Source organism: Amycolatopsis sp. DG1A-15b (genome assembly GCF_030285645.1).
GTDB lineage: Bacteria > Actinomycetota > Actinomycetes > Mycobacteriales > Pseudonocardiaceae > Amycolatopsis.
Genome location: NZ_CP127296.1, coordinates 3,075,202 through 3,099,962, shown reverse-complemented (window position 1 = coordinate 3,099,962; position 24,761 = coordinate 3,075,202). Strand labels below are relative to the sequence as shown.

At 71.4% G+C, this 24,761-nt stretch carries 23 protein-coding genes and 1 pseudogene; 12 read left to right on the top strand and 12 right to left on the bottom strand.

Annotated elements, in window-relative coordinates; translation table 11 throughout:
• Positions 1-82 precede the first annotated feature (82 nt).
• Positions 83-1,408 (top strand): COG1470 family protein, encoded by a 1,326-nt coding sequence (locus QRY02_RS14200; RefSeq protein WP_285991992.1) that lies wholly within the window; start codon positions 83-85, stop codon positions 1,406-1,408.
• A 6-nt stretch (positions 1,409-1,414) separates the two neighbouring features.
• Here the strand turns inward: QRY02_RS14200 and QRY02_RS14195 are convergent, their stop codons facing one another.
• The 5 genes from QRY02_RS14195 to QRY02_RS14175 all read right to left on the bottom strand — a co-directional run bounded on the left by QRY02_RS14195 (position 1,415) and on the right by QRY02_RS14175 (position 5,559).
• Positions 1,415-2,041, bottom strand: a complete 627-nt coding sequence (locus tag QRY02_RS14195; protein ID WP_285991991.1) for a response regulator transcription factor — start codon at positions 2,039-2,041, stop codon at positions 1,415-1,417.
• A gap of 104 nt (positions 2,042-2,145) precedes the next feature.
• On the bottom strand, positions 2,146-2,796 hold the full coding sequence (locus QRY02_RS14190) for a response regulator (protein WP_285991990.1): 651 nt from the start codon (positions 2,794-2,796) through the stop codon (positions 2,146-2,148).
• A 4-nt stretch (positions 2,797-2,800) separates the two neighbouring features.
• Positions 2,801-3,478 carry a sensor histidine kinase gene (locus QRY02_RS14185; RefSeq protein WP_285991989.1) on the bottom strand — a complete coding sequence of 226 codons (678 nt, stop codon included), beginning with the start codon at positions 3,476-3,478 and terminating at the stop codon, positions 2,801-2,803.
• A gap of 519 nt (positions 3,479-3,997) precedes the next feature.
• Positions 3,998-4,753, bottom strand: coding sequence for an MBL fold metallo-hydrolase (locus tag QRY02_RS14180; protein ID WP_285991988.1), 756 nt, complete (start codon positions 4,751-4,753; stop codon positions 3,998-4,000).
• A gap of 17 nt (positions 4,754-4,770) precedes the next feature.
• Complete coding sequence (locus tag QRY02_RS14175; RefSeq protein ID WP_285991987.1) at positions 4,771-5,559, bottom strand: alpha/beta fold hydrolase; 789 nt, start codon at positions 5,557-5,559, stop codon at positions 4,771-4,773.
• 93 nt (positions 5,560-5,652) lie between these two features.
• On the opposite strand from QRY02_RS14175, the gene QRY02_RS14170 reads away from it, so the two are divergent.
• Entirely contained in the window at positions 5,653-6,075 is a 423-nt protein-coding gene (locus QRY02_RS14170) for a MarR family winged helix-turn-helix transcriptional regulator (RefSeq protein WP_285991986.1), read from the top strand.
• 62 nt (positions 6,076-6,137) lie between these two features.
• Here the strand turns inward: QRY02_RS14170 and QRY02_RS14165 are convergent, their stop codons facing one another.
• Positions 6,138-6,965 (bottom strand): SAM-dependent methyltransferase, encoded by an 828-nt coding sequence (locus QRY02_RS14165; protein WP_285991985.1) that lies wholly within the window; start codon positions 6,963-6,965, stop codon positions 6,138-6,140.
• 160 nt (positions 6,966-7,125) lie between these two features.
• Here QRY02_RS14165 and QRY02_RS14160 point away from each other — a divergent pair, with 160 nt between their 5' ends.
• From QRY02_RS14160 to QRY02_RS14145, 4 genes are all read left to right on the top strand, one after another.
• On the top strand, positions 7,126-8,457 hold the full coding sequence (locus QRY02_RS14160; RefSeq protein ID WP_285991984.1) for a cytochrome P450: 1,332 nt from the start codon (positions 7,126-7,128) through the stop codon (positions 8,455-8,457).
• Between the two features lie 135 nt (positions 8,458-8,592).
• On the top strand, positions 8,593-9,624 hold the full coding sequence (locus tag QRY02_RS14155) for an alpha/beta hydrolase (RefSeq protein WP_285991983.1): 1,032 nt from the start codon (positions 8,593-8,595) through the stop codon (positions 9,622-9,624).
• Between the two features lie 352 nt (positions 9,625-9,976).
• On the top strand, positions 9,977-11,425 hold the full coding sequence (locus QRY02_RS14150; RefSeq protein ID WP_285991982.1) for a non-reducing end alpha-L-arabinofuranosidase family hydrolase: 1,449 nt from the start codon (positions 9,977-9,979) through the stop codon (positions 11,423-11,425).
• Between the two features lie 362 nt (positions 11,426-11,787).
• Positions 11,788-12,774, top strand: coding sequence for a YVTN family beta-propeller repeat protein (locus tag QRY02_RS14145; RefSeq protein ID WP_285991981.1), 987 nt, complete (start codon positions 11,788-11,790; stop codon positions 12,772-12,774).
• 7 nt (positions 12,775-12,781) lie between these two features.
• On the opposite strand, the gene QRY02_RS14140 is transcribed toward QRY02_RS14145, so the two are convergent.
• Both QRY02_RS14140 and QRY02_RS14135 read right to left on the bottom strand, forming a co-directional pair.
• On the bottom strand, positions 12,782-13,465 hold the full coding sequence (locus QRY02_RS14140) for a hypothetical protein (protein WP_285991980.1): 684 nt from the start codon (positions 13,463-13,465) through the stop codon (positions 12,782-12,784).
• Positions 13,462-14,736 carry a hypothetical protein gene (locus QRY02_RS14135; RefSeq protein WP_285991979.1) on the bottom strand — a complete coding sequence of 425 codons (1,275 nt, stop codon included), beginning with the start codon at positions 14,734-14,736 and terminating at the stop codon, positions 13,462-13,464. Before QRY02_RS14135 ends, QRY02_RS14140 begins: the two co-directional genes overlap by 4 nt.
• Before the next feature lie 128 nt (positions 14,737-14,864).
• Between QRY02_RS14135 and QRY02_RS14130 the strand changes: the two genes are divergently transcribed.
• The 3 genes from QRY02_RS14130 (at position 14,865) to QRY02_RS14120 (ending at position 17,629) form a co-directional block, all read left to right on the top strand.
• Positions 14,865-15,698: a leishmanolysin-related zinc metalloendopeptidase gene (locus tag QRY02_RS14130; protein ID WP_285991978.1), complete on the top strand. Its 834-nt coding sequence runs from the start codon at positions 14,865-14,867 to the stop codon at positions 15,696-15,698.
• A gap of 255 nt (positions 15,699-15,953) precedes the next feature.
• Positions 15,954-16,625, top strand: a complete 672-nt coding sequence (locus QRY02_RS14125; RefSeq protein ID WP_285991977.1) for a HEAT repeat domain-containing protein — start codon at positions 15,954-15,956, stop codon at positions 16,623-16,625.
• Positions 16,619-17,629 carry a MerR family transcriptional regulator gene (locus QRY02_RS14120; RefSeq protein ID WP_285991976.1) on the top strand — a complete coding sequence of 337 codons (1,011 nt, stop codon included), beginning with the start codon at positions 16,619-16,621 and terminating at the stop codon, positions 17,627-17,629. The genes QRY02_RS14125 and QRY02_RS14120 overlap by 7 nt, the downstream gene beginning before the upstream one ends.
• Before the next feature lie 482 nt (positions 17,630-18,111).
• Here the strand turns inward: QRY02_RS14120 and QRY02_RS14115 are convergent, their stop codons facing one another.
• On the bottom strand, positions 18,112-18,858 hold the full coding sequence (locus tag QRY02_RS14115) for a hypothetical protein (protein ID WP_285991975.1): 747 nt from the start codon (positions 18,856-18,858) through the stop codon (positions 18,112-18,114).
• 364 nt (positions 18,859-19,222) lie between these two features.
• On the opposite strand from QRY02_RS14115, the gene QRY02_RS14110 reads away from it, so the two are divergent.
• The 3 genes from QRY02_RS14110 to QRY02_RS14100 all read left to right on the top strand — a co-directional run bounded on the left by QRY02_RS14110 (position 19,223) and on the right by QRY02_RS14100 (position 21,625).
• A complete protein-coding gene (locus QRY02_RS14110) occupies positions 19,223-19,999 on the top strand; it encodes an AfsR/SARP family transcriptional regulator (RefSeq protein ID WP_285991974.1) in 777 nt (258 codons plus the stop codon).
• A 115-nt stretch (positions 20,000-20,114) separates the two neighbouring features.
• Entirely contained in the window at positions 20,115-20,969 is an 855-nt protein-coding gene (locus QRY02_RS14105) for a G1 family glutamic endopeptidase (RefSeq protein ID WP_285991973.1), read from the top strand.
• Positions 20,966-21,625, top strand: coding sequence for a hypothetical protein (locus tag QRY02_RS14100; RefSeq protein WP_285991972.1), 660 nt, complete (start codon positions 20,966-20,968; stop codon positions 21,623-21,625). The genes QRY02_RS14105 and QRY02_RS14100 overlap by 4 nt, the downstream gene beginning before the upstream one ends.
• Positions 21,626-21,877: 252 nt before the next feature.
• Here QRY02_RS14100 and bioB read toward each other — a convergent pair.
• The 3 genes and pseudogenes from bioB to QRY02_RS14085 all read right to left on the bottom strand — a co-directional run bounded on the left by bioB (position 21,878) and on the right by QRY02_RS14085 (position 24,706).
• Positions 21,878-22,956, bottom strand: a pseudogene (gene bioB / locus QRY02_RS14095) (biotin synthase BioB).
• 71 nt (positions 22,957-23,027) lie between these two features.
• Positions 23,028-24,224: a cytochrome P450 gene (locus QRY02_RS14090; RefSeq protein WP_285991971.1), complete on the bottom strand. Its 1,197-nt coding sequence runs from the start codon at positions 24,222-24,224 to the stop codon at positions 23,028-23,030.
• Positions 24,221-24,706 (bottom strand): MarR family winged helix-turn-helix transcriptional regulator, encoded by a 486-nt coding sequence (locus tag QRY02_RS14085; RefSeq protein ID WP_285991970.1) that lies wholly within the window; start codon positions 24,704-24,706, stop codon positions 24,221-24,223. The genes QRY02_RS14090 and QRY02_RS14085 overlap by 4 nt, the downstream gene beginning before the upstream one ends.
• Positions 24,707-24,761 lie beyond the last annotated feature (55 nt).

Below are 24,761 nucleotides of genomic sequence, written 5' to 3'. Positions count from 1 at the left end.
CCCGTAGGGGCAACCACCGGCGCACGGCCGCACACCCGTCCGCTGGTGCCGGATCCGCACCACGAAAGGGAGACTTCGGCCCATGGGAGCAACGGCGACGCTGTCCGAGGCCGGCCTGGTCGCGGAACCCGGCCAGGAGACGAGCTGCACGGTGACCATCCGGAACGCCGGGCAGGTCGTCGACCAGTTCGCGATCGACGTGGTCGGCGACGCGAGTGGCTGGGCCACCGCGGAACCGGCGACGGTCAACCTCATGCCGGGGGAGACCGGGACGGTCACCGTGCGGTTCGCGCCGCCGCGGTCCTCCGACGTCGCCGCCGGGACGATCCCGTTCGGGGTCCGGGTGTTCTCGAGCGAGGACCCCGCCGGCTCGGTCGTCGAGGAGGGCACCGTCGAGCTCGGCGCCTTCACCGAGGTGACCGCCGAGATCGTGCCGGCCAAGGTGGAGGGCAGTTCCAAGGCCGACTTCGAGGTCGCCGTCGACAACCGCGGCAACCGGCCGGTGGTGGTCGAGCTGAGCCCGCGGGACCCGGAGGACGAGCTCGACTTCCGGCTCGAGCGCGACCGGGCCGAGCTGGCGCCGGGCACCGCCGCGTTCGTCCGGATGCGCACCCGGCCGCGGAAGCGGTTCCTGCGCGGGCAACCCGTCCGGCACCGCTTCCAGGTGTTCGTCGTCGCCGACGGTGCCGAGCCGCTCAAGACCGAAGGCACCATGGTGCAGCGGCAGCTGCTGCCGAAGTGGCTGCTGCCCGCGCTCGCCGCGCTGCTCGTCCTCCTGCTCGCGCTCGTGACGCTGTGGTTCACCGTGCTGCGGCCCGCGGTCAAGTCGGCCGCCCGCGAGGCCGCCGAAGAGCAGAACCACGAGATCGTGAAGGCGGCGCAGGACGCGGGCGCCGGGGCCGACCAGGCGAAGAAGAACGCCGATCAGGCCAAGCAGAACTCCGAACAGGCGATGAAAGCCGTCGGCCTGACCCCGCCGGGTGACAACCCCGCACCCCCCGGCTCCGGTCCCGGGACGCCCCCGACCCGCGTCTCGAACGCCGCGGCCGACGGGACGCCGACGGACTTCCGGGTGGCCGCCGACGCGAAGATCGACTCGAACGTCAACCGGTTCGCCGAGTTCCCGTACACCCTGCCGGACGCGAGCAAGACGCTGGTGGTCACCGACCTGATCCTGCAGAACCCGCGTGGTGACACCGGAACCCTGCGGCTGCTGCGGGATTCCGGCGGCACCAAGACCGTGCTGCTGGAGGTCGGGCTCTCGAACTTCCGCGACCTCGACCACCACTGGCTGCAGGCCTGGCGGTTCCTGCCGGGGGACAAGATCGTCCTCGCGGTCAGCTGCCAGAACCCGGGGGACCGGGGCCACTGCACCCCGTCGGTCTCCTTCTCCGGCCGGGTCGAGTGAGCCGTGCTAAATCAGCCCTTCGCGCATGGCGAACGCCACCGCGTGGGCGCGGTTGCGGAGCTGGAAGCGGTTGGTGATGTCGTGCAGGATCGACTTCACCGTCCGCTCCGAGTAGCTCAGCTGGTCGGCGATCTCCCTGGTTTCGAACCCGTCGGCGACCAGCCGCAGCACCCGGGTTTCCCGCTGGGACATCCCGGCGAGGTCCCACCCGTTGGGGCGCAGCACGTCCCGCTGCAGCCGGGACACCCGCGACAGCAGCCGGCCCAGCAGGTCCGGCGGCAGCGCGCCTTCGCCGACGGCCGCGGCCTTGACCAGCCGCACCAGCGTGTCCGGGGTGGCGTCGGCCCGGCGGATGATCGCCGAGACGCCGTTGCCCACGACGTCCAGCAGCTCCGAGTCCTCCACCTCCCCGGCGACCAGGACGACGCCCGCGTGGCCGGCGCACTGGAGGCTGCGCAGCAGCTGCCGGGCTTCCTCGTTGAGCCGCTCCACGATGACCAGCACCACGGCGGGCTCGCCGGAGTCCTCGTCGGCGAAACGGATCTCGGGACGTGACCGCAGCGCGGCCGTGACGCCCGCGTGGGTGATGGTGTCGGTGGCGTGCAACAGCACCGGAACCTGGTCGGTGATCATCGGTGGGCCCTCCCTCGAACGACGTCGGATCGCTCCACTCCCCAGGATCGTGGTGCGGACGCCTGCCGAGAAGGGACATGGAGTCCCGATATGTCCCGCTTTCGTTACTCCGATCGGGCAATGCCGGCTTCTTTGGCCTTGGCGATGGCCTGGGTCCGGTCGGTGACCCGGAGCTTGCGGAAGATGTGGGACACGTGGTTGCGCACGGTCTTCTGGCTCAGCACCAGCTCTTCGGCGATCGACGCGTTGCCCATGCCCCGCGCGACGAGCCGCAGGATCTCCTTCTCGCGCAGGGTGAGCCGTGGGAACGACTCGTCGCGCGGGGTCGCCGTCCCCAGCAGCGACAGCACCCGGGTTGCGATCGCCGGGCTGAAGATGGCTTCGCCGTCGCCGATCACCCGGACCGCGCGGATGATCTGCTCGTTGCGCGCGCCCTTGAGCAGGTAGCCGCGGGCGCCCGCGCGCATCGCGGCGAACACCGCGGCCTCGTTCTCGAACATGGTCAGCATGAGCACGCCGGTGTGCGGGCTCGCGCTCACGATCCGCCGCGTCGCCTCGATCCCGTCCAGGTCCGGGAGGTTCAGGTCCATCAGGACGACGTCGGGATCCAGTCGGCCCGCGTCCGCGACCGCGGTCAGGCCGTCGGCCGCCTCGCCGGCGACCTCCATGCCGTCGGTGGCGTCGAGCATCGCGCAGAGCGCAGCGCGGAAAACGGGGTGGTCGTCCACCACGAGGACACGCAGGGAACCGAACACCGCCTCACTTCCCCGCGGCGAGCGGCAGCCAGGCGGCGATCCGCGTGCCACCGGAGGAAACCGGCTCGACCCGGCAGCCGCCGCCGAGGTCGCCGGCGCGTTCCCGCATCGACCGCAGCCCGCTCCCGCCGACCGCGGGCAGGGCCCCGCCGTCGGTGCCCACGCCGTCGTCGACGATCTCCACGTGCAGGTCGCCGTCCAGCGGCCAGAGGTGCACGGTGCACTCGCGGGCGCCGGAGTGGCGGGCGACGTTCACCAGCGCCTCGCGGATGATCCGGTAGGCGGTGACCTCGACCTCCGCCGACAGCGGCGGCAGCTCGCCGCGCACCTCGACCCCGACCCGCAGCGGCCCGTGTTCGGCCGGCACCCGCCCGGTGAGCGTGGCGGCGTACCGCCGCACGGCCAGGACCAGCCCGGCCTCGTCGAGGGCCGGCGGCCGCGCGTCGGCCACGATCCGCCGCAGGTCGGTGATCGCGCCGTAGAGCTCGTCTTCGAGCCGGGCCAGGAGGTGCTCGGTGGCCGCCCGGTCCCGCCCGATCAGGTCCCGGGCGGCGCGCAGCCCCAGCACGGCGGCGGTGAGCGTCGGCCCGAGGCCGTCGTGCAGATCGTGGAGCACCCGTTTGAGCCGGTCTTCGTACCCCGCGGGACGACCGAAGTCGGCGACGACGAATGTCCGGCGCATGTTCTCCCCGTCCGCCAGAAATGGCCCGGAACCCCTCGCGAACCGGGGGTACCAGCTCTCGTGCGGGTAGCCCAGCCGGCTGCTCCGTTTCGCGTAGCGGGATGGTCACCCGCTGTACTAATCGCCGCATCCTGCCCCGGCGTTTCATTCGGAGCCGCCGTCACAGGTCACGGTATGGTCCCGATGCGGAAACGCTCGTAACGGTGCAGGTCCACCCGATGATCCGACTGGCCCAGTGTGGCCGCGCCGTCAAAAACCATTCATGAACTGTGCCGGGAACCGGTGGAAATTCGACAAAGCCGGGACGCTGCACTTTCGGGAAGTCGCACGGCGGATGGAGCAGGAGACGAGAGACAATTGGCGGAATGGCAACAGGTCCGCGTGGCCGGTTCGTTTCGGCGCCTGGTTCACGGGCCGGGAATACCCGGCTGTCGGACGCGGATCCCGGCGGGATCGGGTGCGGGAAGCTCGACGAGCCGGGTCACGGCACCGGCGTCGGGCGTGAACCGCCGTCGGCGCTCACGGGACCACGACCGGCGTTCCGGGCAGCACCAGCCGGACGGGGATCTCCGGGGCGATGCGGGCCACCGCGTCGGCGTAGTGGCGTGGGTCCTGGTCGCCCTTGGTGAGCATCCGGTCGCCCAGCCGGCCGCTGTGGAAGGCGTAGTGGTGCGGAACGGCCAACGCCGGCTTCAGCGCCGCGGTCAGCCCGGCCGCCTCCTCCGCGTCCATCACCACCTGCTCGAGGTGCAGCGGCCGGATGCACAGGCCGTTCGTCGGCAGGATGGCCAGGTCGACGGGGCCGAACCGGTCCGGGATCGTGTCGAGCTCCGGGACGCGCAGCGAGTCGCCGCCGAAGAAGACCGTGCGGTCGCCGGCCTGGATGACGAAGGTGACTTCGTGGACGCCGTGCTTGCCCGGCGTCGCCGTCACCGTGAGGTCGCCGACCGTCGCGGCTTCCCACGCTTCGACGACGCGGACGTCGCGGAAACCCTTGGCCCGTGCGATGGCCGCGACCGTGCCGGGCCCGATCAACGGGGTGCCGAGGTCGAAGCCGCCGTCGACGAGGGCGTCGAGGTCGCAGTGGTCGTAGTGCTCGTGGCTGACCACGACCGCGTCGACCCGGCCCAGGCCGGCGACGGTGGAGGCGACCGGCTCACCCTGGTAGTAGGTCGCGGTCTGGGTGAACCACGGGTCGGTCAGGACCCGGAGCCCGCCGATCTCGATCAGCTGGCAGGCGTGGCCGATGCGGGTGACGCTCAGTGTGGTGCGCATGCTGGTTCTCCTGGGAGTCAGTTGCCGAGGTCGAGGAGCGCGCCCAGCAGTTCTTCGGGCGTCTCGACCTGCGGCAGGTGGCCGGTGCGGGGGAGCAGGGTGAACGTCGACAGCGGAATCGCGGCCGCGAAGGCCTTGCCGTACTCGGGGCCGGCGATGCCGTCGCTCTCGCCCCAGATGACGTGCACCGGAACGTCGAGCTCGCCGAGCCGTCCGGCGAGCGTCGGGTCGGCCATGGCCGGTCCGGTGTAGCCGATCAGCGCGCGCACGTCCGGGCTCGGCCCGGTGCCCCCGCCCGCCGGCGGCACCGGCGCCTTGCTCGGGTCGTGAAAGGACAGTGCCCGGATCTCCGCGAGCGACATGCCGCTGATGTCGGTCACCGGGTGGCCTTCGACCTCGATGCCGATCCCGTCGACGATCACGGCACCGCTCACGCGCGGGCTGTTCAGGAGCGCGATCTCGGCGGCCAGCCAGCCCCCGAAGGAGTTGCCGACCACCGTGACGTCGGTGAGGTCGAGCTCTTCCAGCAGTCCGGCGTACAGCCGGGCCAGCTCGGTCACGCCGGTCAGGCTTTCGCCCTTCGGGGTGCCGGCGAAGCCCGGGTGGGTGGGCAGCAGCACCCGGGAGTGGGTGCGTTCGGCGAGCAGGTCGGCGAAACCGGCCATCGTCGCGACGCCGCCGCCTCCGTGCAGCAGCAGGAAGGGCCGGGTGCGGTCGCGGTCCTGGAGGGTCACCTCGGCGGTGCCGACGGTGCGGGTTTCGGTGCGGGTGGGCCGGAGTGAGCCGGCCGCGGGGAGAGTCGTCATGGTTCCTTCTCGGTCTCGAAGCTCGTACCTAAGGAACCTTATATAAGGTTGTTTAGATAAGCAACCTGACTTCGATGGGTTAGGGTGAGACGCATGAAGTACCGCCCCGGCGAGGTCTCCCTGGCCGTCAAGCGCCTGCAGTACCGCCACCACCGGGCCCTGAACCGGGTGCTGGCGCCGCTGGGGCTCTCGCTCGTGCAGTGGGACACCCTGCGCCACCTGCACCGCCACCCCGACGCGTCACTGCACGAGCTGGCCGTGCTGACCTTCCAGACCGACCAGTCCTTCGGCTCGCTGGCGACCCGGATGGCCGAACGCGGGCTCATCGAACGCGTCCCCGGCCCGGGCCGGGCCGTCCGGCACCGGCTGACGGAAGAAGGTGCGCGGCTGCGCGCCGAGGGCCAGGAGCTCGTCGACGGCGTCGCCGAGGCGTCGTTCCGCGGTCTGACGCAGGCGCAGCTCGACCAGCTGGGCGAGCTGCTGGACCGCGCCCTGGGACCGGACCCCACCGCGTAGAGCGGTCGCCCTCGGCAAAACCACGGCCGGAAAGCAACGACCGAGAACGCTCGGCCAAGCGGTCAGCCGGTGACCTTCCGCGCCACCCCGCCGTAGAGCTGCGTGTTGGTGTACGGGTCGTCCGAGACGTCGCCCGGGCCGCCCGGGCGCCACAGTGCGCAGCCGACCAGGCCGGGTTCGATCAGCTGGAAGTCGCCGAACATCGTCTCGACTTCGCGGTAGGTGCGGGTGGTGGCCTGGTCGTGGCCTCTGGCCTGGTTGAACGTGCCCACGAGGCTGTTCATCCGGTTGCCCTCCTGGTCGCTGACCATGTGCGAGATGGCCAGGTAGCTGCCGGCCGGGAGACGGCGGCGGTACTCGGCGAGCAGCGCGTGCGGCTCGAGGGCGTCCGGGATCCAGTGCAGCATGGCCACCATCAGCAGGCCGATCGGTTCGCCGAAGTCGAGCCGGCGCAGCTCCGGATCGGCGAAGATCCCGTCGGGGTTCGTGAAGTCCCCGTGCGCGATCGTGGCGTTTTCGCTGGTGCGCAGCAGCATCTTGCTGTGCGCGACGGCGATGGGGTCACGGTCGACGTAGACCACGCGGCACCGCGGGTCGATCTCGCCGGCGATGTGGTGGACGTTGCCCACCGTGGGGATGCCCGAGCCGATGTCGAGGAACTGCCGGATACCGAGGCTCATCAGCGTGCGGACGACCCGGCCGAGGAAGGCGCGGTTGAGCCGGGCGACGTCCCGGATGCCGGGCATGGCCTTCTCGGCCTGTTCGGCGGCCTCCCGGTCGGCCTGGAAATTGTGCGCGCCGCCCAGCAGATAGTCATAGGTCCGGGAACTGCTGGGTTTCGTCGTGTCGATACCCGGAGGAACCCATTCCTCTTCCTGGTGTGGTGTCATCACGTCCACCTCGCTCGCCTTCGAACGAAGAACATACTCACTCCCGCGGCGGTCCCGATTACGCCATCGGTGTGACGGCGATTCAGCCGATGGGTGCTGTCGCGTGCCGCCGATCGGGCCTAGGGTGGCAGTCCTCCTTCCGGACACCCAAGGAGAGGAAATGGACGTCCCGGTCGCGCCAGGCCGTCGGATCCTGCTGGGGCACACCCCGTCGATGTTGCGGCAGCGGGTCGGTTTCACGTCTTCGTTGCGTGCGCACGGCGATATCGTGCGGCTCTTCCTCGGTCCGTTGGAGACGTATTTCCTGACGAGCCCGGAGTTGGTCAATCACGTCCTCGTCGCGCAGGGGTCCAGCTTCTCGAAAGGGATCATCTTCGATCGTTTCCGGCCGTTCATGGGAAACGGGCTGGTCATGTCGGAAGGTGCGTTCCACCTGCGGCAGCGCCGGTTGATGCAGCCGGCGTTCCACGGTGCCCGGCTGTCCGTGTACGCGGACACGATGGTGCGGGTCGCCGGGGAGCTGACCGGTTCCTGGCGGGCGGGTGAGGTTCGCCGGCTGGACGCGGACATGCAGTGGCTGGGCATCACCGTCGTCGGGGAGACGCTCTTCGCGACGGAACTGGGGCGGCGGGCCGTCGCGGAGGCCCGCCGGTCGATCCCGGTGGTGCTGAAGGCGGGGATGATCCGGGCGCTGTCGCCTCGGTTGTTCGAACACGTTCCGGTGATCCCGGCCAACCGGCGGTTCGACCGGGCCGTCGCCCGGCTGCGGCGGATCGTGCAGGAGGTCATCACCGGGTGGCGTGCCACGGGGGAGGACCACGGTGATCTGCTGTCCATGCTGATGCTGGCGCGGGATTCCGGCACCGGCGAGGGGATGACCGACGATCAGGTCTACGACGAGGTGATCACGCTGCTGACGGCGGGCAGCGAGACCAGCGCCGTCGCGCTGACGTGGCTGTTCCACGAGCTGGCCCGGCACCCGGAGGTCGGGCGGCGGGTGCGGGCCGAGGTGGACGAGGTGCTGGCCGGGCGGGCGGCCACCTTCGGTGACGTCGCGAAGCTGGCGTACCTGCGCCGGGTCGTCAGTGAAGTTCTGCGGATGTACCCGATCTGGATTCTCATGCGGCGGGCGCTGCGGGACGTCGAACTCGGCGGGGTGCGGCTGCCCGCGGGTACGGAGGTCATGTTCAGTCCGTTTTCGCTGCATTTCGATCCGCGGTTCCACGAAGACCCGGATCGGTTCGATCCCGATCGGTGGTTGCCCGAGCGGGCGGCGCGCATTCCGAAGGGGGCGTATGTCCCGTTCGGTGCGGGTGGCCGGCAGTGCATCGGGCAGGCTTTCGCGCACACCGAAATCACTTTGGTCGCGGCGTCGGTGCTGGCCGGGTGGGAGTTGTTCCCGGTGCCGGGGGTGCCGGTGCGGACCACGGTCACTTCGGCCGCTTATCCGGATCGGATGCCGATGACCGTGGTCCCGCGGCGGGTGGCCTGAGCGGCACCGGTAATCGATCGACCTCGTTTCTCGATGGACCCTGTTTGATCAAAGCTGTCTCGTGATCGTTTTGTCAGTTTGCTCGGTACTGTTCTCTTTCGGAGGTAATTTTCCGTGTTCGGATTCCGTGGTGGGATGCAGCGCGCCGCCGGCCGTCGCCGGCGGGCCACCGTGCTCGTGCTGGTGGCTCTCGGCTTCCTGCTGGTGCCCGTGTCCGCGAGAGCGGAGGGCGCGAGCTGCCGGGAGCTGTACTTCCCGGTGACGCTGGTGGCGCTCCCGCAGACGATGCACGGCACCCTGTGCGTGCCGTCCGGTGGTGCGGGCACGGTGCAGGTGCTGATTCCTGGTGGCACGTACAACAGTTCCTACTGGGACATCGGGTACCAGCCGGAGATCCGGTCCTACCGGCTGGCGATGAACAACGCCGGGTACGCCACGCTGGCGCTCGACCGGCTCGGTACCGGGCGCAGCACCACGCCGCCGAGCGCGGTGCTGACCACGATCACCGAAGCCGCCGTGGTGCACCAGGTGATCCAGGCCGTGCGGTCCGGTGCGCAGGGGCCGCGCTTCGGCAAGGTGATCCTCGCCGGGCACTCGTTCGGCTCCGGCACCGCCAGCATCGAAGCGGCCACGTTCCACGACGTCGACGCCGTGCTCGTCACCGGGCTGGCTCACCGGTTGAACCTCACCGGGACGACGGCGGTCTTCGCCGCCACCTACCCGGCTCTGCTCGATCCGCGGTTCGCCACCGGCGGGTACGACCCCGGTTACCTGACGACGATGCCGGGCAGCCGGTATTCGATCTTCCACGCTCCCGGGCCGAAGGTGGACGGCGCGATCGCCTTCGACGAGGCGACGAAGGACACCTCGGCGTACGAGCAGGCGGCCGATCTGTTCCCGATCGGGATCATCGCGCCCTACTCGCTGCTGATCAACCGGCCGGTGATGGTCGTGCTGGGCCAGGACACGGTCTTCTGCGGGCTGCTGGCGACCGACTGCTCGTCGGCCCTCGCGATCAAGACCTCCGAGACGCCGTACTACGGCGCCGGGGTGGACCTGACGGCGTATGCGCTGCCGGGGTACGGGCACGCGATCAACTACGCGCCGAACGCGCCCGACTACTTCCGGGCCGTCATCGACTGGGCGAACCGCAAGGTCGGCCGCTGAGGGGCACGCCGGGGCGGGTGCCGCCCCGGCGGCCGCCGGCGGCCTGCGCCCCGGGCGGCACCATTTTCCGGATTCGCGCCGTCGCGGGCGGGTGTCTCGAAAGTTTCGCATTCCCGCGCCCGTGTAAATTTCACCGGCCGTTTGTCCTTTGTGGACTGATGGCAGGCCGTTGAGGAGGCAAAGTGTCCCGCCCGGCTTCGGGGGCACTGTGTTCCGCTCGCGTGGATTGACAATTCCGGTTCGGGAAGTCCAGTCTGGCCCGACGCATGTTAGCGATAACAGTAGTCGTCTTGCTCATGCGCACACCGATCTGGCCGTCCAACGGCGGGTAGCTGACCGGGAGAAGGTCGTCATGAACAGAAGAAGTTTGAGTCGCGGGAGCCGGCATCTGCTCGCCGTGCTCGCCGCCGCGGCGACGGTCGCGGTGACGGCGCTGGCCGGGGCCGGCGCGGCCCAGGCCGACGTCACCGGCGCCCTGCGCGGCGTCGGTTCGGGTCGTTGCCTGGACGTCCAGAACGCCAGCCAGACCGACGGCACCGCCGTGCAGATCTACGACTGCTCGGGCGGCGCCGGTCAGCAGTGGACGTCGACGGCCAGTGGCCAGCTGACGGTGTTCGGCAAGTGCCTCGACGTGGCCGGCAGCGGGACCACCGCCGGCACCAAGGTGCAGATCTGGACCTGCCACGGCGGAGCCAACCAGCAGTGGCGCGTGAACGCCGACGGCTCGGTGGTCGGCGTGCAGTCCGGGCTCTGCCTGGACGTCACCGGCGCCGGGACGGCCAACGGCACCGCGGTGGCGCTCTGGACGTGCCACGGCGGCACCAATCAGCAGTGGACGGGCCTGTCGGGCACGCCGACGACCACGACCACCACGACGACCGGCGGAAACACCGGCTGCACCCTTCCGTCGTCCTACCGCTGGACGTCCTCCGGTGCGCTGGCGCAGCCGAAGAACGGGTGGCTCTCGCTCAAGGACTTCACCAACGTCGTCTACAACGGCAAGCACCTGGTCTACGGCTCGACGGTCAACTCGTCCGGGTCCTACGGCTCGATGGCGTTCAGCCCCTTCACCAACTGGTCCGACATGGCCTCGGCCGGGCAGAACGGGGCGAACTCCGGCACCGTCGCCCCGACGCTGTTCTACTTCGCGCCGAAGAACATCTGGGTGCTGGCCTACCAGTGGGGTTCCTGGCCGTTCATCTACCGCACGTCGAGCGACCCCACCAACCCCAACGGGTGGTCCGCGCCGCAGCCGCTGTTCACGGGCAGCATCTCCGGCTCCGGCACCGGCCCGATCGACCAGACCCTGATCGCCGACGGCTCGAACATGTACCTGTTCTTCGCCGGTGACAACGGCAAGATCTACCGGGCCAGCATGCCGATCGGGAACTTCCCGGGCAGCTTCGGGTCGTCGTACACGACGGTCATGAGCGACTCGCAGGCCAACCTGTTCGAGGCGGTCGAGGTCTACAAGGTCCAGGGCCAGAACCAGTACCTGATGATCGTCGAGGCGATGGGCTCGGGCGGCCGCTACTTCCGCTCGTTCACCTCCAGCAGCCTCGGCGGTTCGTGGACCCCGCAGGCGGCCAGCGAGAGCAACCCGTTCGCGGGCAAGGCCAACAGCGGCGCGACGTGGACGAACGACATCAGCCACGGCGACCTGGTCCGCACCAACCCCGACCAGACCAAGACGATCGACCCCTGCAACCTCCAGCTGCTCTACCAGGGCAAGGACCCCGCGGCCGGCGGCGACTACAACCGGCTCCCGTGGCGGCCGGGCTTGCTGACGCTGCGGCGTTGATCGCCTGAACGACTGTCGAGAACAGGAGCCCCGGCCGGTGGACGGCCGGGGCTCCCGTTCGTCGAGCGGCACCGGTTCGCGCCGAATTGACCGGGAATTGCGCTGCTTTTGGTGACACCCGGACGGGTTGAAAAGGTTTACCGGGAAATCGGCGCGGTTTCGCGGCCGTGTTCACCCGTCAAGGCGATCATGATCTTGTTCCGGTGGCAGCTTCGCCGAGCCGTCGGCTAGCGTGATCCCGGCCCGGAAACGGCGCGCCACAAGCGCTTCGCCGGCCGGCTTCCCCGAAGGCGTCCGATCAGCGGATCCGAAGAGCCTTCATTTTCGACCGAGCAGGTTGGCTGCTGAAACCGGAGAACGACATGTCATTCGGCAATGGCGCGACGACGACTCCGCGCTCGCGGTGGCCCCGCGCCGGCGGGGTACTGGCGGTGCTGCTGCTGGCCGTCGCTTCGGCCTGCCCGGTCGCGCACGCCTACCCCGCACGGGTGCAGGTGTTCGTGGCGAACAGCGGCTCCGACACCGTCACCGTGTACGACACCCGGATGCAGGAGGTGGTCGCCACCGTCCGGGTCGGCCGGTCGCCGGTGGGCGTGGGCGCGGCACCCGACGGGGACCGGGTCTACGTCACCAACGAGCTCTCCGACACGGTTTCGGTGATCGACGCCCGCACGTACGCCACCCTGGCCACGGTTCCGGTCGGCCTGCACCCGTTCGGCGTCGCGGTCGCCGGCTCCCATGCCTACGTGACGAACTTCGGGGCCGACACCGTTTCGGTGATCGACACCGCGACGAACACGGTCGTGCGGCAGATCCCGGTGGGCCGGTTCCCGCACAGCCCGGCCGCCAGCCCGGACGGACGCCGGGTGTACGTGACCAACAACGGCGCGGCCACCGTATCGGTCATCGACGCCGGGTCCGACCAGGTCGTGGCCACCCTGCCGGTGGGCCGCTTCCCGGCCGGGATCGCGACCAGCCCGGCGGGCGACCGCGTCTACGTGGCCGCGACCGGCGCGAACAGCGTCAACGCCATCAGCGCGACCGGGCCGACCCTGATGACGACCCAGCCGGTCGGGCAGGTGCCGATGGGGGTCGCGGTCACCCCGCGCGGTCAGGTCTACGTCGCCAACGCCGGCTCCGACACGGTGTCCCTGCTGGGCCGCAACCCGCCGACGGCGATCCCGGTCCAGGACGAGCCCGAAGGCGTGGCGGCGGCGCCCGACACCAGCTACGTCTTCGTCACGAACTCGGCCTCGGGCTCGATGTCGGTGATCGACACCGCGACGAACACGGTCGTCGCGACCGTGCCCGTCGGCAGCGAACCGGAGGGCCTCGCCGTGACGTCCTGACCCCGGTTCACGCCGGGTGGCCGGCCGGCCGGGGCGAGTGGGTGATGGTCGTTCCCCCGCGCACGCAGGTCGCCGCCGAAACCGTCGGCGCGACCGAGGGCGTGACGACGTCGGGACCGCACGCCGGCGGTGGCGGCGGCGGGACGTCGTTCCCCGCCGAAGCGAACCCCACCATCGCGGCCACCGCCGCCGCCACGACCAGCACGCCGGCTCCGGCCCACGCCAAGCCGCGCCCCGGCCGTACCGGCGCGGGCGGCGGCGAGACCCGCGGCCGCACCACCTCGGCGACTTCGGTGACCTCGATCTCGAACGGCTCCGACCGCTCTGTGCGGAAACCCTCTTCGCCGGCGAGGAACCGGTCGTACACCGCGAGCGCGGTGCTCCTCGTCCGGGTCAACGCGGCCGCACCCGTCGCGGGATCGCCGTCCGGGCACAGGAATCCGTGCAGCAGCACGAGCGGGCGACCGTACTCGTCCCGCGGTTCGCCGCGGGCCTCCGCCGCGGTCACCGTGTGCTCGGCCCAGACGAGCACACCGTACGGCGTCGCCGCGGCGCGCGAAGGCACGTCGTCCAGCGGCGTCGCCGTGGCTTCGAGGAACCCGTGCTCCCGCAGAAAACCCGGTACCAGCAGCGCCGAGTAGCCCCGCCGCCGGCCGCGGGCGACCAGGAACGGCCACGCCCGGCCCGTCACCAGTCACCCCAGCGGTCGCCGCCGAGGCGGGAGACGGGCAGTTTCGCCTCGAGCACCGCGACCTGCCGCTGCAGCTCGCCGACCACGCGCCGCCGAGCCTGGACGTAGTGCTCCGCCAGCCGGTCGGCCTCGCCGAGCCGGGCCAGCCGTGCGCCGCGCTCGGCCGGGTCGTCCTGCGGGCGCAGCGTGTCGAGCAGCAGCATCAGGCCGGACTCGGCGATCACCCCCGCGCCGACCGCCGACGCCAGCACCCGCACCGCGTGCGCGGTGAAATGGCTGCCGAGCGTCCGCAGCGCTTCGGCCGGGCCCATCCGCATCCGCCGTTGCGCGGCCGCGAGCAGCTCCGCGCGGGTGGCGCGGTCGAGGGCGAGTTCGGTCTGGCGCAGGATGTCGGGCACCACCACCGACAACGCGGCTTCGACGTTCCCGGGCCGGAACCGGCCGTCGGGCTTCTTCCGGACCGTGCCACCGGAGAAGACGGCGAAGTCGTGCCCGACCGCGGTCACCGGGATCAGCCGCACGATCCGCCGGGCGCTGTGCACCTTGACCAGGTCGGCGAACCCCGGCGTCGCCATCAGCCGGTCGCGGACGATCCGCAGCCGCTCGTTCTCGTCCGGGTGCAGGTGGTCGAGCAGGTCCCACTTGGTGATGACGAAGACGATCGGGCTGCGCACCGGCAGCATCGCGTTGATCATCGCGTCGAGGGACGCCTCGAGCATCAGCGCGCCACGCCGGTCGCCCTGTTCGGCCTGCAGCAGGCGGAAGCCGTCGATGATGCCGACGAGCGCGTCGGCGCCGGCGATCGCCTGCAGCAGCGTCGCCTGCGCGGTCGATCCCGGCGCGTCCGGGTCGGTCAGCAGCTCGCCCGGGTATTCGAGGTAGCCGAGCTTGACGACGGGTTCGGCCGCCCCGCCGACGTCGGCCATCACGCTGAACTCGAATTGGCGCAGTTCGCCGCGGGTCGTGCCGCGCGGCCACTCTTCGTGGACGTCGGCCGCCGTGCGGTACCACCGGTTCAGCTCGATCAGCTGCTCGTGCGGCACGCGCAGGTAGAAGCCGCGGTCGCCCGGGGTCTGCAGCCGCCGGTAGATCCCGGTCAGCAGCAGCGTTTTGCCCGAGCCCTGCAAGCCGAGCGTCACGATCCGGAACGCCGGGATCCCGCCGGGCGGCCCGGCCAGGAGCGCCGCCGGCCGGTGGGTGCGCCGCCGCCGGCGCGCGAGCAGCAGGACGACCACCAGGGTCAGCGCGAGAACGATCAGCGTGAGGCTCACGGTTTCTTCCCTTCCCTCACCGACTCGGAGCCGCGAGCCGTCCCGGAAATACGTCGGGATGCACCGGTGTATTTGCCGGGCGCTTCCGGACTCTGACCGGCACAGCTCCCACAGCGGAAGGAACGACCATGCCAGTCCCGGAGACCTACCACGCCCGAGCCGACGCCGAACGCGCCCGGCTGCTCACGGGCACCACGTCGCCGTTCACCATCACCGTCCGGTTCGCCGGCGGACTGACGCAGACGCAGCAGGACGCCTTCGCCGCGGCCGCCGACCGGTGGGCGACGGTGATCGTCGGCGACCTGCCGGACGTCGTCTTCGACGGGGAACCCGTCGACGACGTGCTGATCGTCGCGAAGGGGGCCGACATCGACGGGGTCGGCCACGTCCTCGGCCAGGCGCACATCACCCACGTGCGGCCCGCGGGCCCCGAACCGTGGGCCCTGCTGCCGGTCCGGGGCGAGATGACGTTCGACCGGGCCGACCTGGCCAAGATGGAAGCCACCGGAATCCTCGGGGACGTGATCACCCACGAGATGGGCCACGTCCTCGGCATCGGCTCGCTCTGGGGCGCGAAGGGGCTGCTGGTCGGCAAGGGCACCAGCGACCCGGTGTTCACCGGGCCCGCGGCGATGGCCGAGTACCACAAGCTGCGCGGTTCCGGCGACCTGGTGCGGGTGCCGGTGGAGGACACCGGCGGGCCGGGGACCCGGGACGTGCACTGGCGGGACCGCACCTTCGGCAACGAGCTGATGACCGGCTTCGTCGGCCACGCCCCGAATCCGCTCAGCCGGATCACCGCCGCCTCCCTCGGCGACCTCGGCTACCAGGTCGACGTCGACGCGGCGGACCCCTACGAGCTGCCGGCCGAACCGGCGCTGACGGCCGCGGGCGTGGCGGTGCACGCCCTGGCGGTCACGCCGGCTCCGGTCGAGCTTCCCCGGCCGGCCGTGCGCGCCTGACCGCTCGAAATCGTGGCCGGTTCCGCGGTGGCGGAACCGGCCACGCCTGTTTCGGCAGCTCTGGAAGGAAGACCTGGTGTCGCTGGGGGGCGAGCAGCGGCGCGACCACCTCGACGAGCTGATCGCGACAACCGAGATCATCCTGCGGGGCGTGCTGCGGTGACCGGGTTCCCGGCCGGCGGCGAGTGAGCCGCACCTCCCGCGCTTGACCTTGACACTGTGACAAGGTCTTCACTGCGTGGAGGAGGTGCTCCCATGAACCCGGCCCACCCGGACGCCCGGAACCACGACCGCCTGCTCGCCGCGCTGGGCGCCGCGAATTCGTCCACGCGCCTGCAGGCCGCGCTGGCGGCGGGCACGCGCGCCGACCCGGCGTTCGTCGACGAGCTCGTCGCCCGGTGCGCGATCGAGCCGGACTTCTTCGTGCGCGACATGCTCACCTGGGCGTTGACCCGCCTCCCGGCGGAGACCACGGTGCCCGTGCTGCTCGCCCAGCTCCGGTCCGGGCGGCCCCAGGCCCGGAGCCAGGCGCTGCACACGCTGTCCAAGATCGGGGACCGGACGACGTGGCCCGCGATCACCAGGTCGTTGCTGCACGACGCCGACGACGAGGTCGCGCGAAGCGCGTGGCGTGCTGCCGTCGTGCTGGTGCCCGCCGGAGAGCGGACGGCGCTGGCCGCCGAACTGGCCGGGCAGCTCGGCCGCGGCGACCGGACCGTGCAGCTGAGCCTCAGCCGGGCGCTCGTCGCGCTCGGCGAGGTGACCGAACCGGCCCTGCGCGCGGGACTGGCGAGCGCCGACCCGGCGGTGCGGGCGCACGCTCGCGCCACGGAGCGGCTGCTGCACGACCCCGACGCCGGGTTCGACCTGGCCGTCGGCGAGGCGGACCGGATCGTCGCCCTCGGCCCGGAGCGGGCCGGGTGCTGATCGGCGAGGTGGCCCGCCGCTGCGGGGTGAGCACCCGGATGCTCCGGCACTACGAGTCCCTCGGGCTGGTCCGGCCGACCGGCCGCACCGTGGGTGGCTACCGCGAGTACTCCGCGGCGGACATCCGCCGGATCTTCCACGTGGAAGGCCTGCGGTCGCTCGGCATGTCGCTGCGGCAGATCGGACGCGCACTGGAGGATCCCGCGTTCACCCCGTCCGCCCTGGTCGGCGACCTCGTCCGGCGGACCGAAGACCGGCTGCACCGGGAGCGGGAACTCCTCGAGCGCCTCCGGGCGATCGACGCGTCGGCGCCGTCGGGCTGGCAGGACGTCCTGCGCGTCGTCGAGCTGCTGCGCGGCCTCGGCTCGCCCAGCGCCGCCCGCCGGCAGCAGGCCGTCCTGGCGCGGTCCGAGGACCTGCCCGTTCCCGTCGACCCGCTGGCCAAGGCGATCCTCGCCGAATCCGACCCGAACGTCGCCGGCGCCCTGCGGTGGGCCCTCGCGCGGGCGGACGGCGACCGGGTCGGCAGCGTGGCGGCCGGCCTGCGTTCGGACAACGCCGAGGTCCGGCGGCGCGCGCTGCGGGCGATCGCCGAACTGCCCGGCACCGAGGCGGACACGGTGCTCACCGAGGCGCTCGGCGACCCGGACCCCACCGTGCGCCGGCTCGCCGCACTGGCCGCGGGCCGCCGCGGCGCGCTCGCCGCCGTGCCGGTCCTGGCCGCCATGGTGGTCGAAGGCACGAACGACGTCGAGGCGGCCGAGGTGCTGGGAACGCTGTCCCTCGACGACGGGCACGCGGACCGGATCACCAGCGTGCTGGCCGCCGAGCTCGCCGCGCACCCCGGGGATTCAGCGGTGCGGATCCGCCTGGCCCAGGCACTGACCGAACTGCCGGGAAGCGCGGCCCGCGATGTCCTGCGGCAGCTGGGACGCGACGAGGACCAAGCCGTCGCCCTCGTCGCGTCGGCCCTCGTGGAAGCACTCGAAGCGCCCGGCGGCTGAGCGCACGTCGGGCGCCGGCGGCACGCCGAGACGATCGCGAGCGGCGGACACCGGTCCGCCGCGACACGCCCGATGGCGTGGTGCCATGAGTGCACCACCGCCGTTGGTCTGGTACGCCCCACGGAGTCGCCGGTCTGGCACGGTGGCCGGGCGTTCTTCGACCCGGCGCTGCCGGGCCGGGCGGCGATGCGGTCGTACCTCGTGACCTCCGGGCAGTTCTCCGACATCGCGGCGCAGGAGATGTACCGCGATCCGGGCCCGGACCTGGATCTGAGCACCGTGCTGCGGACCGGCGACCCGGGACCGCGCTGTTCCACGCCGAGCAGCAGGCAGGAAGAACGTGGCGGCATCCCCGAGTGTTTCCGCGGGCCGACGATCCGTTTTCCGGAAAGCTCGGATGCGCTCGCGGCAGGAGGAACGGTGCCCAGCCGTGATTGTCGCGTCATGCGGCGACGGTCAGCAGAACAGCTCGACCGCGCCGGTCACCCGGACGGAATCCTGAAGGTTCCGCTCCGGGGGATCGACACCGTGCCCGTGCGGCCCGCACTGGTCCAATCCAGTTCCAGGCGCCAGCTGACCCCGCAACTCGGGCGGACACTCAGGGTGAAGTGGAACAACTCCGGGGCGCCCGCCGTCACGGCGAACGGGAAGTCTTCGCCGTGCGCCACCACTCGTGGCGGCGACGGAGGCGGCGGTTCCAGATCGATGGCGAATTCGTGCGGCGTTATCGACGAATAGTGCGTCTCGAGACCTTCGTGAAAGCCGACCACCACCGGCCGGACCGCCAGGAGCACGACGGCCTGGGCAGTACGTCCCTCGACGAGGACCACGATCCCGATGTCGTCGTCGGCAGCTCCCGGCCGCGGGCTCCGGAAGCCGTCGGTGACGCCACGGGCGGGGAGGGCCCGGTAGCTGATGCTGACGATGATCGGTACGTCGTACCGGGGTGGAGCATCGGAAGCGGGATAGATGCTCACATCGCCGTGGATCGCCCCGGCCTGCACGGCAATGCCGCTGTTGACGGCGAGGTGATTGTGCGCCGGCGAGCCGGCACCGCCGGAGAAGTCCGGTCGCGGCGGCGGCGTGTACTCGCCCCTGAGCAGTTCACGCAGGTGGGCCAGCTCGAACGTGTGATGGAGCTTCTCCCACGCTTCCTTCACCAGGTCCAGGATCAGGGCGGCCGGTGACTTCGGACTGCCCGGGTAGCTCAGGTCGACCGACGTGGTCACCACGGTCGCCCTCAGCACCAAGCCGGGACTCCCGTCTCGCAGCCGGCTTTCCACGCATCGGCCGCGACCACGACTTCTCCCTGAGCACCGCCCGGGTGTCAGGCAGCCCGCCGAGGCACTGACCCAGGTCTTCCAGCACGGTCCTGGCCGGCTCCGGCTCGCCGGGAACGGTCAGCACGATCCGGATCTCCACCAGCACCCCGTCCCCGGACGATCGGAGCGTATCGCACGGTGAACTGTCGACGGTTTGTCGACGACTCGTGGAATCGTTCCCGCCGGGGGACTGGTTCGCCCCTCCGGGCAGGACCTTCCGAGCGTGCGGTGGGCGGCCCGTCGAACCCCTGGACAACTGCCGGGAGGCCACGTGCGTGTCAGACTGCTCGGTCCTGTCGAAGCCGTCGTCGGTGGTGTGCCGGTGTCGATATCGGGGCTGCGGCGAAGAGCGGTACTCGCGGTGCTCGCGCTGCACGGCGAAGGGATAGCCGGCACGAGCTGGCTCATCGAAGCCGTGTGGGGTGAGCGGGCGGGCGGGGTGTCGTCGAACACCCTGCAAAGTCACGTGTCGTCGCTCCGGCGCGTGCTCGGCGACCGGAACGCGATCGTCGCCCGGTCTCCGGGCTACCTGCTCGATCTCGGTCCCGGCGCGACGGATGTGACGGAGGCGCGGCAGCTGGTCGAACGGGGCGAGCGCTGTGCCGACCCGGCCGAGAGTGCCGCGACGCTGCGCGCCGCGCTGGCTCTGTGGCGGGACCGCGCGCTGATCGACGTCGGCGGCGTGACGTGGCTGGACGAGCAGGCCGCCGGGCTGGAGCGGTTGCGCACGCGGGCCCAGCTGGGGCTGATCCGGGCCAGGCTGGCGCTCGGTGAGCACGCCGAGCTCGAACCGGACCTGGAGCGGCTCGCCCTCGCGCGCCCGTTCGACGAGCAGGTGCACGCGCAGCTGATGTTCGCGCTGTACCGCACCGGCAGGCAGGCCGACGCGCTAGGCGTGTACCGCAGGCTGCGCACGGCTTTGGTCGACAACCTGGGCATCGACCCGAACCAGCGGCTGCGTGACCTGGAGATCGCGATCCTGCGGCAGGACCCGGTTCTCGATCAGTCCGCGCTCGCGGTCCGGCTGCTGGCCGGCTGTTCGCCGTGATCGGCGCTGACCACCGGGTTTCAGCGCCACGTCAGGACCTTTTCAGCACCGCTTGCCAGAGTCGGCGCGGGCCCGGATACCGATGCCGGCGCCGCTCTTCGCAGACAGGACTCCCATGAAGCTTCGACGGCTCCTGCCGCTCACCGCCTTCGCGGCGGCGGTCGTGTTCAGCGCCGCGGCCGCGGCGCCCGCGAGCGCCGCCGCGAGACCACTCGCCGGGTACGCCGGCAGTCCGTTCGCCGGCACGGCCCAGCACACCGACGTGGCCGGCGGGCACACGCCCTCGGTAGCCGGTCCGCTGGTCAACGCGACCTCGCGGAACTGGGCGGGCTACGCCATCACCTCGTTGTCCACGCCCGCCGCCATCTTCACCCACGTGCACGCGTCATGGACCCAGCGGCCGATCACCTGCCCCGCGTCGGACGCCTGGGCGGTGTTCTGGGTCGGCTTCGACGGATGGACCAACGGCACGGTCGAGCAGGGCGGCAGCTCTGCCAGGTGCGTCAACGGCACGCCGCTGTACCAGCTCTGGTGGGAAATGTTCCCGACCAACGCGATCCAGCCGGCCTTGACCATCAACGCCGGCGACTCCGTCGCCGCGGACGTCGCCTACGACCCGGCCACCGGGAAGTTCACGATCAAGCTCGACGACGCCACCCAGCACACCAGCTTCTCCACCACCCAGACGTGCGCGGCCAACCTCGTCTGCTCCCGCACCAGCGCCGAATGGATCATCGAGGCACCGGGCCGGTTCGGGACCGGCGACTTCTTCCCCCTGGCGAACTACGGCCGGGCACTGATGGGCAACACGGTCGGCACCGACGACGCCGGCCACGGCGGGTCGATGACCGCGAGCTCGACCTGGCAGCGGACCATGATCCAGGAGCAGGACGCGACCACCACGTACGCCACCACCGAACACGCCAGCAGGAACGGTCAGAACTTCGCGGTCACCTGGGCGCACCAATGAGCCCGCTGCGTCGCGCGGCCGTGGTGGTGTGCGCCGTCCTGACGGCCGTGCTCACGGCCGGGGCGCCGGCGGTGGCCGCGAACCCGATCACCATTTCCAACGGCCTGTTCAACAACAGCGCCGCCCTGGCCTGGTCGTCGGCACCGACCACCACGATGGGCGACCGGACGGTCACCAGGACCACCACCGGAGTGCAGGGGCTGATCGTCAGCGGTCCGACCGGGTCGGTGTTCCACCAGACGCTCGGTGTGTCGCGGTACATGTTCATCGGTACCCACAACCACGTCCTGATCCTGGAATCGTCGACCGGCGCCGGCCCCGGTACCCGCTCGGTGTCCCTGGTGGACTTCACCACCACGCCACCGGCCGAGCGGCCGATCCTGTCGGTGCCGGCCGCCTCGGCGGCGGTGAGCTCACCGGGCGTCCAGTTCAGTGTCGGAACCGGCGACGCGTTCTTCGTCTTCGCTCCCACCGGCACCACGGTCGCCGGGCTCGGTGTGTACCGAAGTGACAACGGCACGATTCTTTGCCCCGGGCCACCACCGTTGACCCCGACCGGGCAGCTGTTCGGCGAGGCCACGGCGACCCAGCTCCGGATCAAGATGGGCGGCGCCGTGCTGGCCGCGTGCGCCCGCCCGCCGGGCACCAGCGGCTGACCGGCGTTCGGGGTCACCCACTCGGTCCCGACGATTTGTTCCTTGGCGGCGCCGCGGTGTTCGCGTCGGGCTGCTCGCGCGGCAGGTCGAGGGCCTCGCCGAGGAAGTCGTCCAACGGCATGGCGCGGTCTTCCGCCCGGCGGGACCACCTCGATCACCTGGACCCGGCGTCGGCACCGGCGAGCCGGACGCGCAGGCTCTCGGAGAAGGAGAGCAGCGCGGCCGCCTCGCCGCTGACCGTCGCCGCGCGGTTCAGGCGTTGGCCGGCAGGTCGGTCCCGGCGCCGCGGCGGCGGAGGGTGACCAGGTCGTGGCGGGCGGCGGGCAGGGTCTGCTCGGCGGCGCCCTCGACGACGAACCCGGCGTCGGCGATCATCTTCAGGTCGTCTTCGCCGGGCTGGCCCTCGCTGGTCAGGTAGTCGCCGAGGAAGATGGAGTTCGCCAGGTGCAGGGCCAGCGGCTGCAGGCCGCGCAGGTGGATCTCGCGCCCGCCGGCGAGCCGGACTTCGACGTCGGGGAAGAGGAACCGGAACAGCGCGAGGATGCGCAGGCACCGTGACGGCGTGAGCTCCCAGCGGCCCTCCAGCGGCGTGCCCGCGAACGGGATCAGGAAGTTGACCGGCACCGAGTCGGGGTCGAGTTCGCGCAGCGCCAGCGCGACGTCGATGACGTCGTCGTCGGATTCACCCATCCCGAAGATGGCGCCCGAGCAGGGGAGAGCCCGGCGCCCTTGGCCGCGGTGACGGTCTCGACGCGGTCGTCGAAGGTGTGGGTCGAGCAGATGTCGCGGTAGTTCTCCGCACTGGTGTTGAGGTTGTGGTTGTAGGCGTCGGCGCCCATCTCCCGCAGCCGCTCCGCCTGCCCCGGCTTGAGCAGGCCCAGGCAGACACAGACCTCCACGTCCGGAGTCGCGTCCTTGATCGCCCCGACCGTGTCGGAGATCCGGTCGAGGTCGCGCTCGCCCGGCCCCCGGCCGCTGGCCACCAGGCACACGCGTTTGGCCCCCGCGGCGATCGCCCGTTCGGCGTTGCCGACCGCCTCGTCCGTGCTGATCCACGAGTACTTGACGATGTCGGACTTCGACCCGAGCCGTTGGGAGCAGTAGCCGCAGTCTTCCGGGCACAGCCCGCTCTTCATGTTGACCAGGAAGTTCAGCTTCACCCGGGTGCCGAAGAACCGCCGCCGGACCCGGGACGCCGCGGCGACCACGTCCAGCACGTCCTCGTCGGAGGTGCGGAGCACACCGAGCAGTTCTTCCCGGCCCGGCAGTTCGCGGCGCAACGCCTTCGACGTGATCGAGGTCAAGAGGTCGTCAAGCGCGGTGTCGGTCATGCCTGCCATCGTGGTGATCACACCCATGGCGCGCAAGACGGGATTGGCCTCGCGACGCCGGACACGCCGGGTCAGTCCCAGGCGACGGGCAGCCGGTCGACGCCGTAGATCGGGTGGGTGTGGCGGAACGGGAGGTCCGCGGCCGGCGCCGCGAGCCTGAGCCCGGGCAGGCGGCGGAACAACGTCGTGAGGGCGACTCGGAGTTCGAGCCGGGCCAGGTGGTGGCCGAGGCAGAGGTGTTCGCCGTGCCCGAAGGCGAGGTGGTGGTTGGGCGAGCGGCCGAAGTCGGCGCGGTCGGGGTCGGGGAACCGCGCGGGGTCGCGGTTGGCGATGTCCGCGGCGGCGATGACACCGTCGCCGGCCCGGATGGTGATCCCGCCGGCGATCGGCACGTCGGCGGTGGCGACGCGGCGCCGTCCGGTGTGGGTGATGGTCAGCAGCCGCAGCAGTTCGTCGACCGCGCCGGCGGGCGGGCCCTCCGGCCGCCGGAAGAACTCGGCGAGCTCCGGGTTGTCGAGCAGGAAGGCGACGGACAGGGCGATCTGGTTCGCGGTGGTCTCGTGCCCGGCGACGAGCAGCAGGACGGCCATGGACACCGCTTCGGCCCGGGAAAGGTTCCCGGGTTCGACCTGGCCGGCGCTCAGCCGGCCGAGCAGGTCGTCGGCGGGGTGCTCGCGTCGCCGTTGCAGCAGGGTGCCGAGGTGGCGGGCGAGGTCGGCGGTGGCGGCTCGGTTGGCGGCGCCGCCCGCGGAGTCGTCCGTCATGACGCGGGCGCGGTCTTCGAAGAACTCGTGGTCGTCGTAGGACACGCCGAGCAGCTCGGCGATGGCGATCGACGGGAGCGGAAGGGCGAAGCCGGCGACCAGGTCGGCGGGCTGGGGCCGCCCGGCCAGTTCGTCGAGCAGTTCGGCGGCGGTGCGTTCGAGGGCGGGCCGGAGCGCCTCGATGCGCCGCGGGGTGAACTCCCGGATGAGCATGCGGCGCAGGCGGGTGTGCTCCGGAGCGTCCATCGAGATGAACGAGCCGGCCCCGCGCCGCCGCGCCCGGCCCGCCGGCCCGCGGGCGGGGTAGCCGGGCCGGGTGGGGTCGACGCTGAAGCGGCGGTCGGCGAGCACCGCACGGACGTCGTCGTAGCGCGTCAGCAGCCACGGCGTGCTGCCGTCCCAGATCCGGACGCGGGTGACGGGAGCATCGCGCTGCAGCTCGCCGAGCCGCGGCGGCGGGGTGTAGGGACAGGTCCGCGGGGGCGGGAACGCCGAGTCCGTCATGCCTCCTCCGCGAAACCCTGGAGGACGTCCTTCCGGGGCCGCTGCGCGACGTCGGTCCGGTCGGCGAGCCGGTCGAGCAGGGGACCCGTGAGCCGCAGCAAACCGATTTCCGTTTCGCTCAGGTCGCCGAGCGCCGCGGCCAGCCACCGGTCGCGCTCGCGCATGTCGGCTTCAAGCGCCGAGGTGCCTTGGGCGGTGATGGTGAGCACGGCCCCGCGCCCGTCGTGTTCGTTGCGGGCGCGGGTGATCAGCCGGTCCGCTTCCAATTCGGCGAAAACCTTGGTCAGCGCCTGCGGCCGCTGCCCGTCCGCGGCGGCGATCTCGCCGGGGGTGCTGGTCCCGTGCCGGGCCAGGTACCCCAGCACACCGACCTTGGCGGGGCTCAGGGCGTGCTCGGAGCGGGCGCCACGCAGCCGGCGTGCCAGCCGCAGCACGCCCTGGCGCACCACGGCGGCGGTCGTCGGATCGTCGAACTCTGCCATGGTTGGTACTGTATTTCTTATTAACTACGGCGTCCAGCTTGCGTTCGCTGGTCAA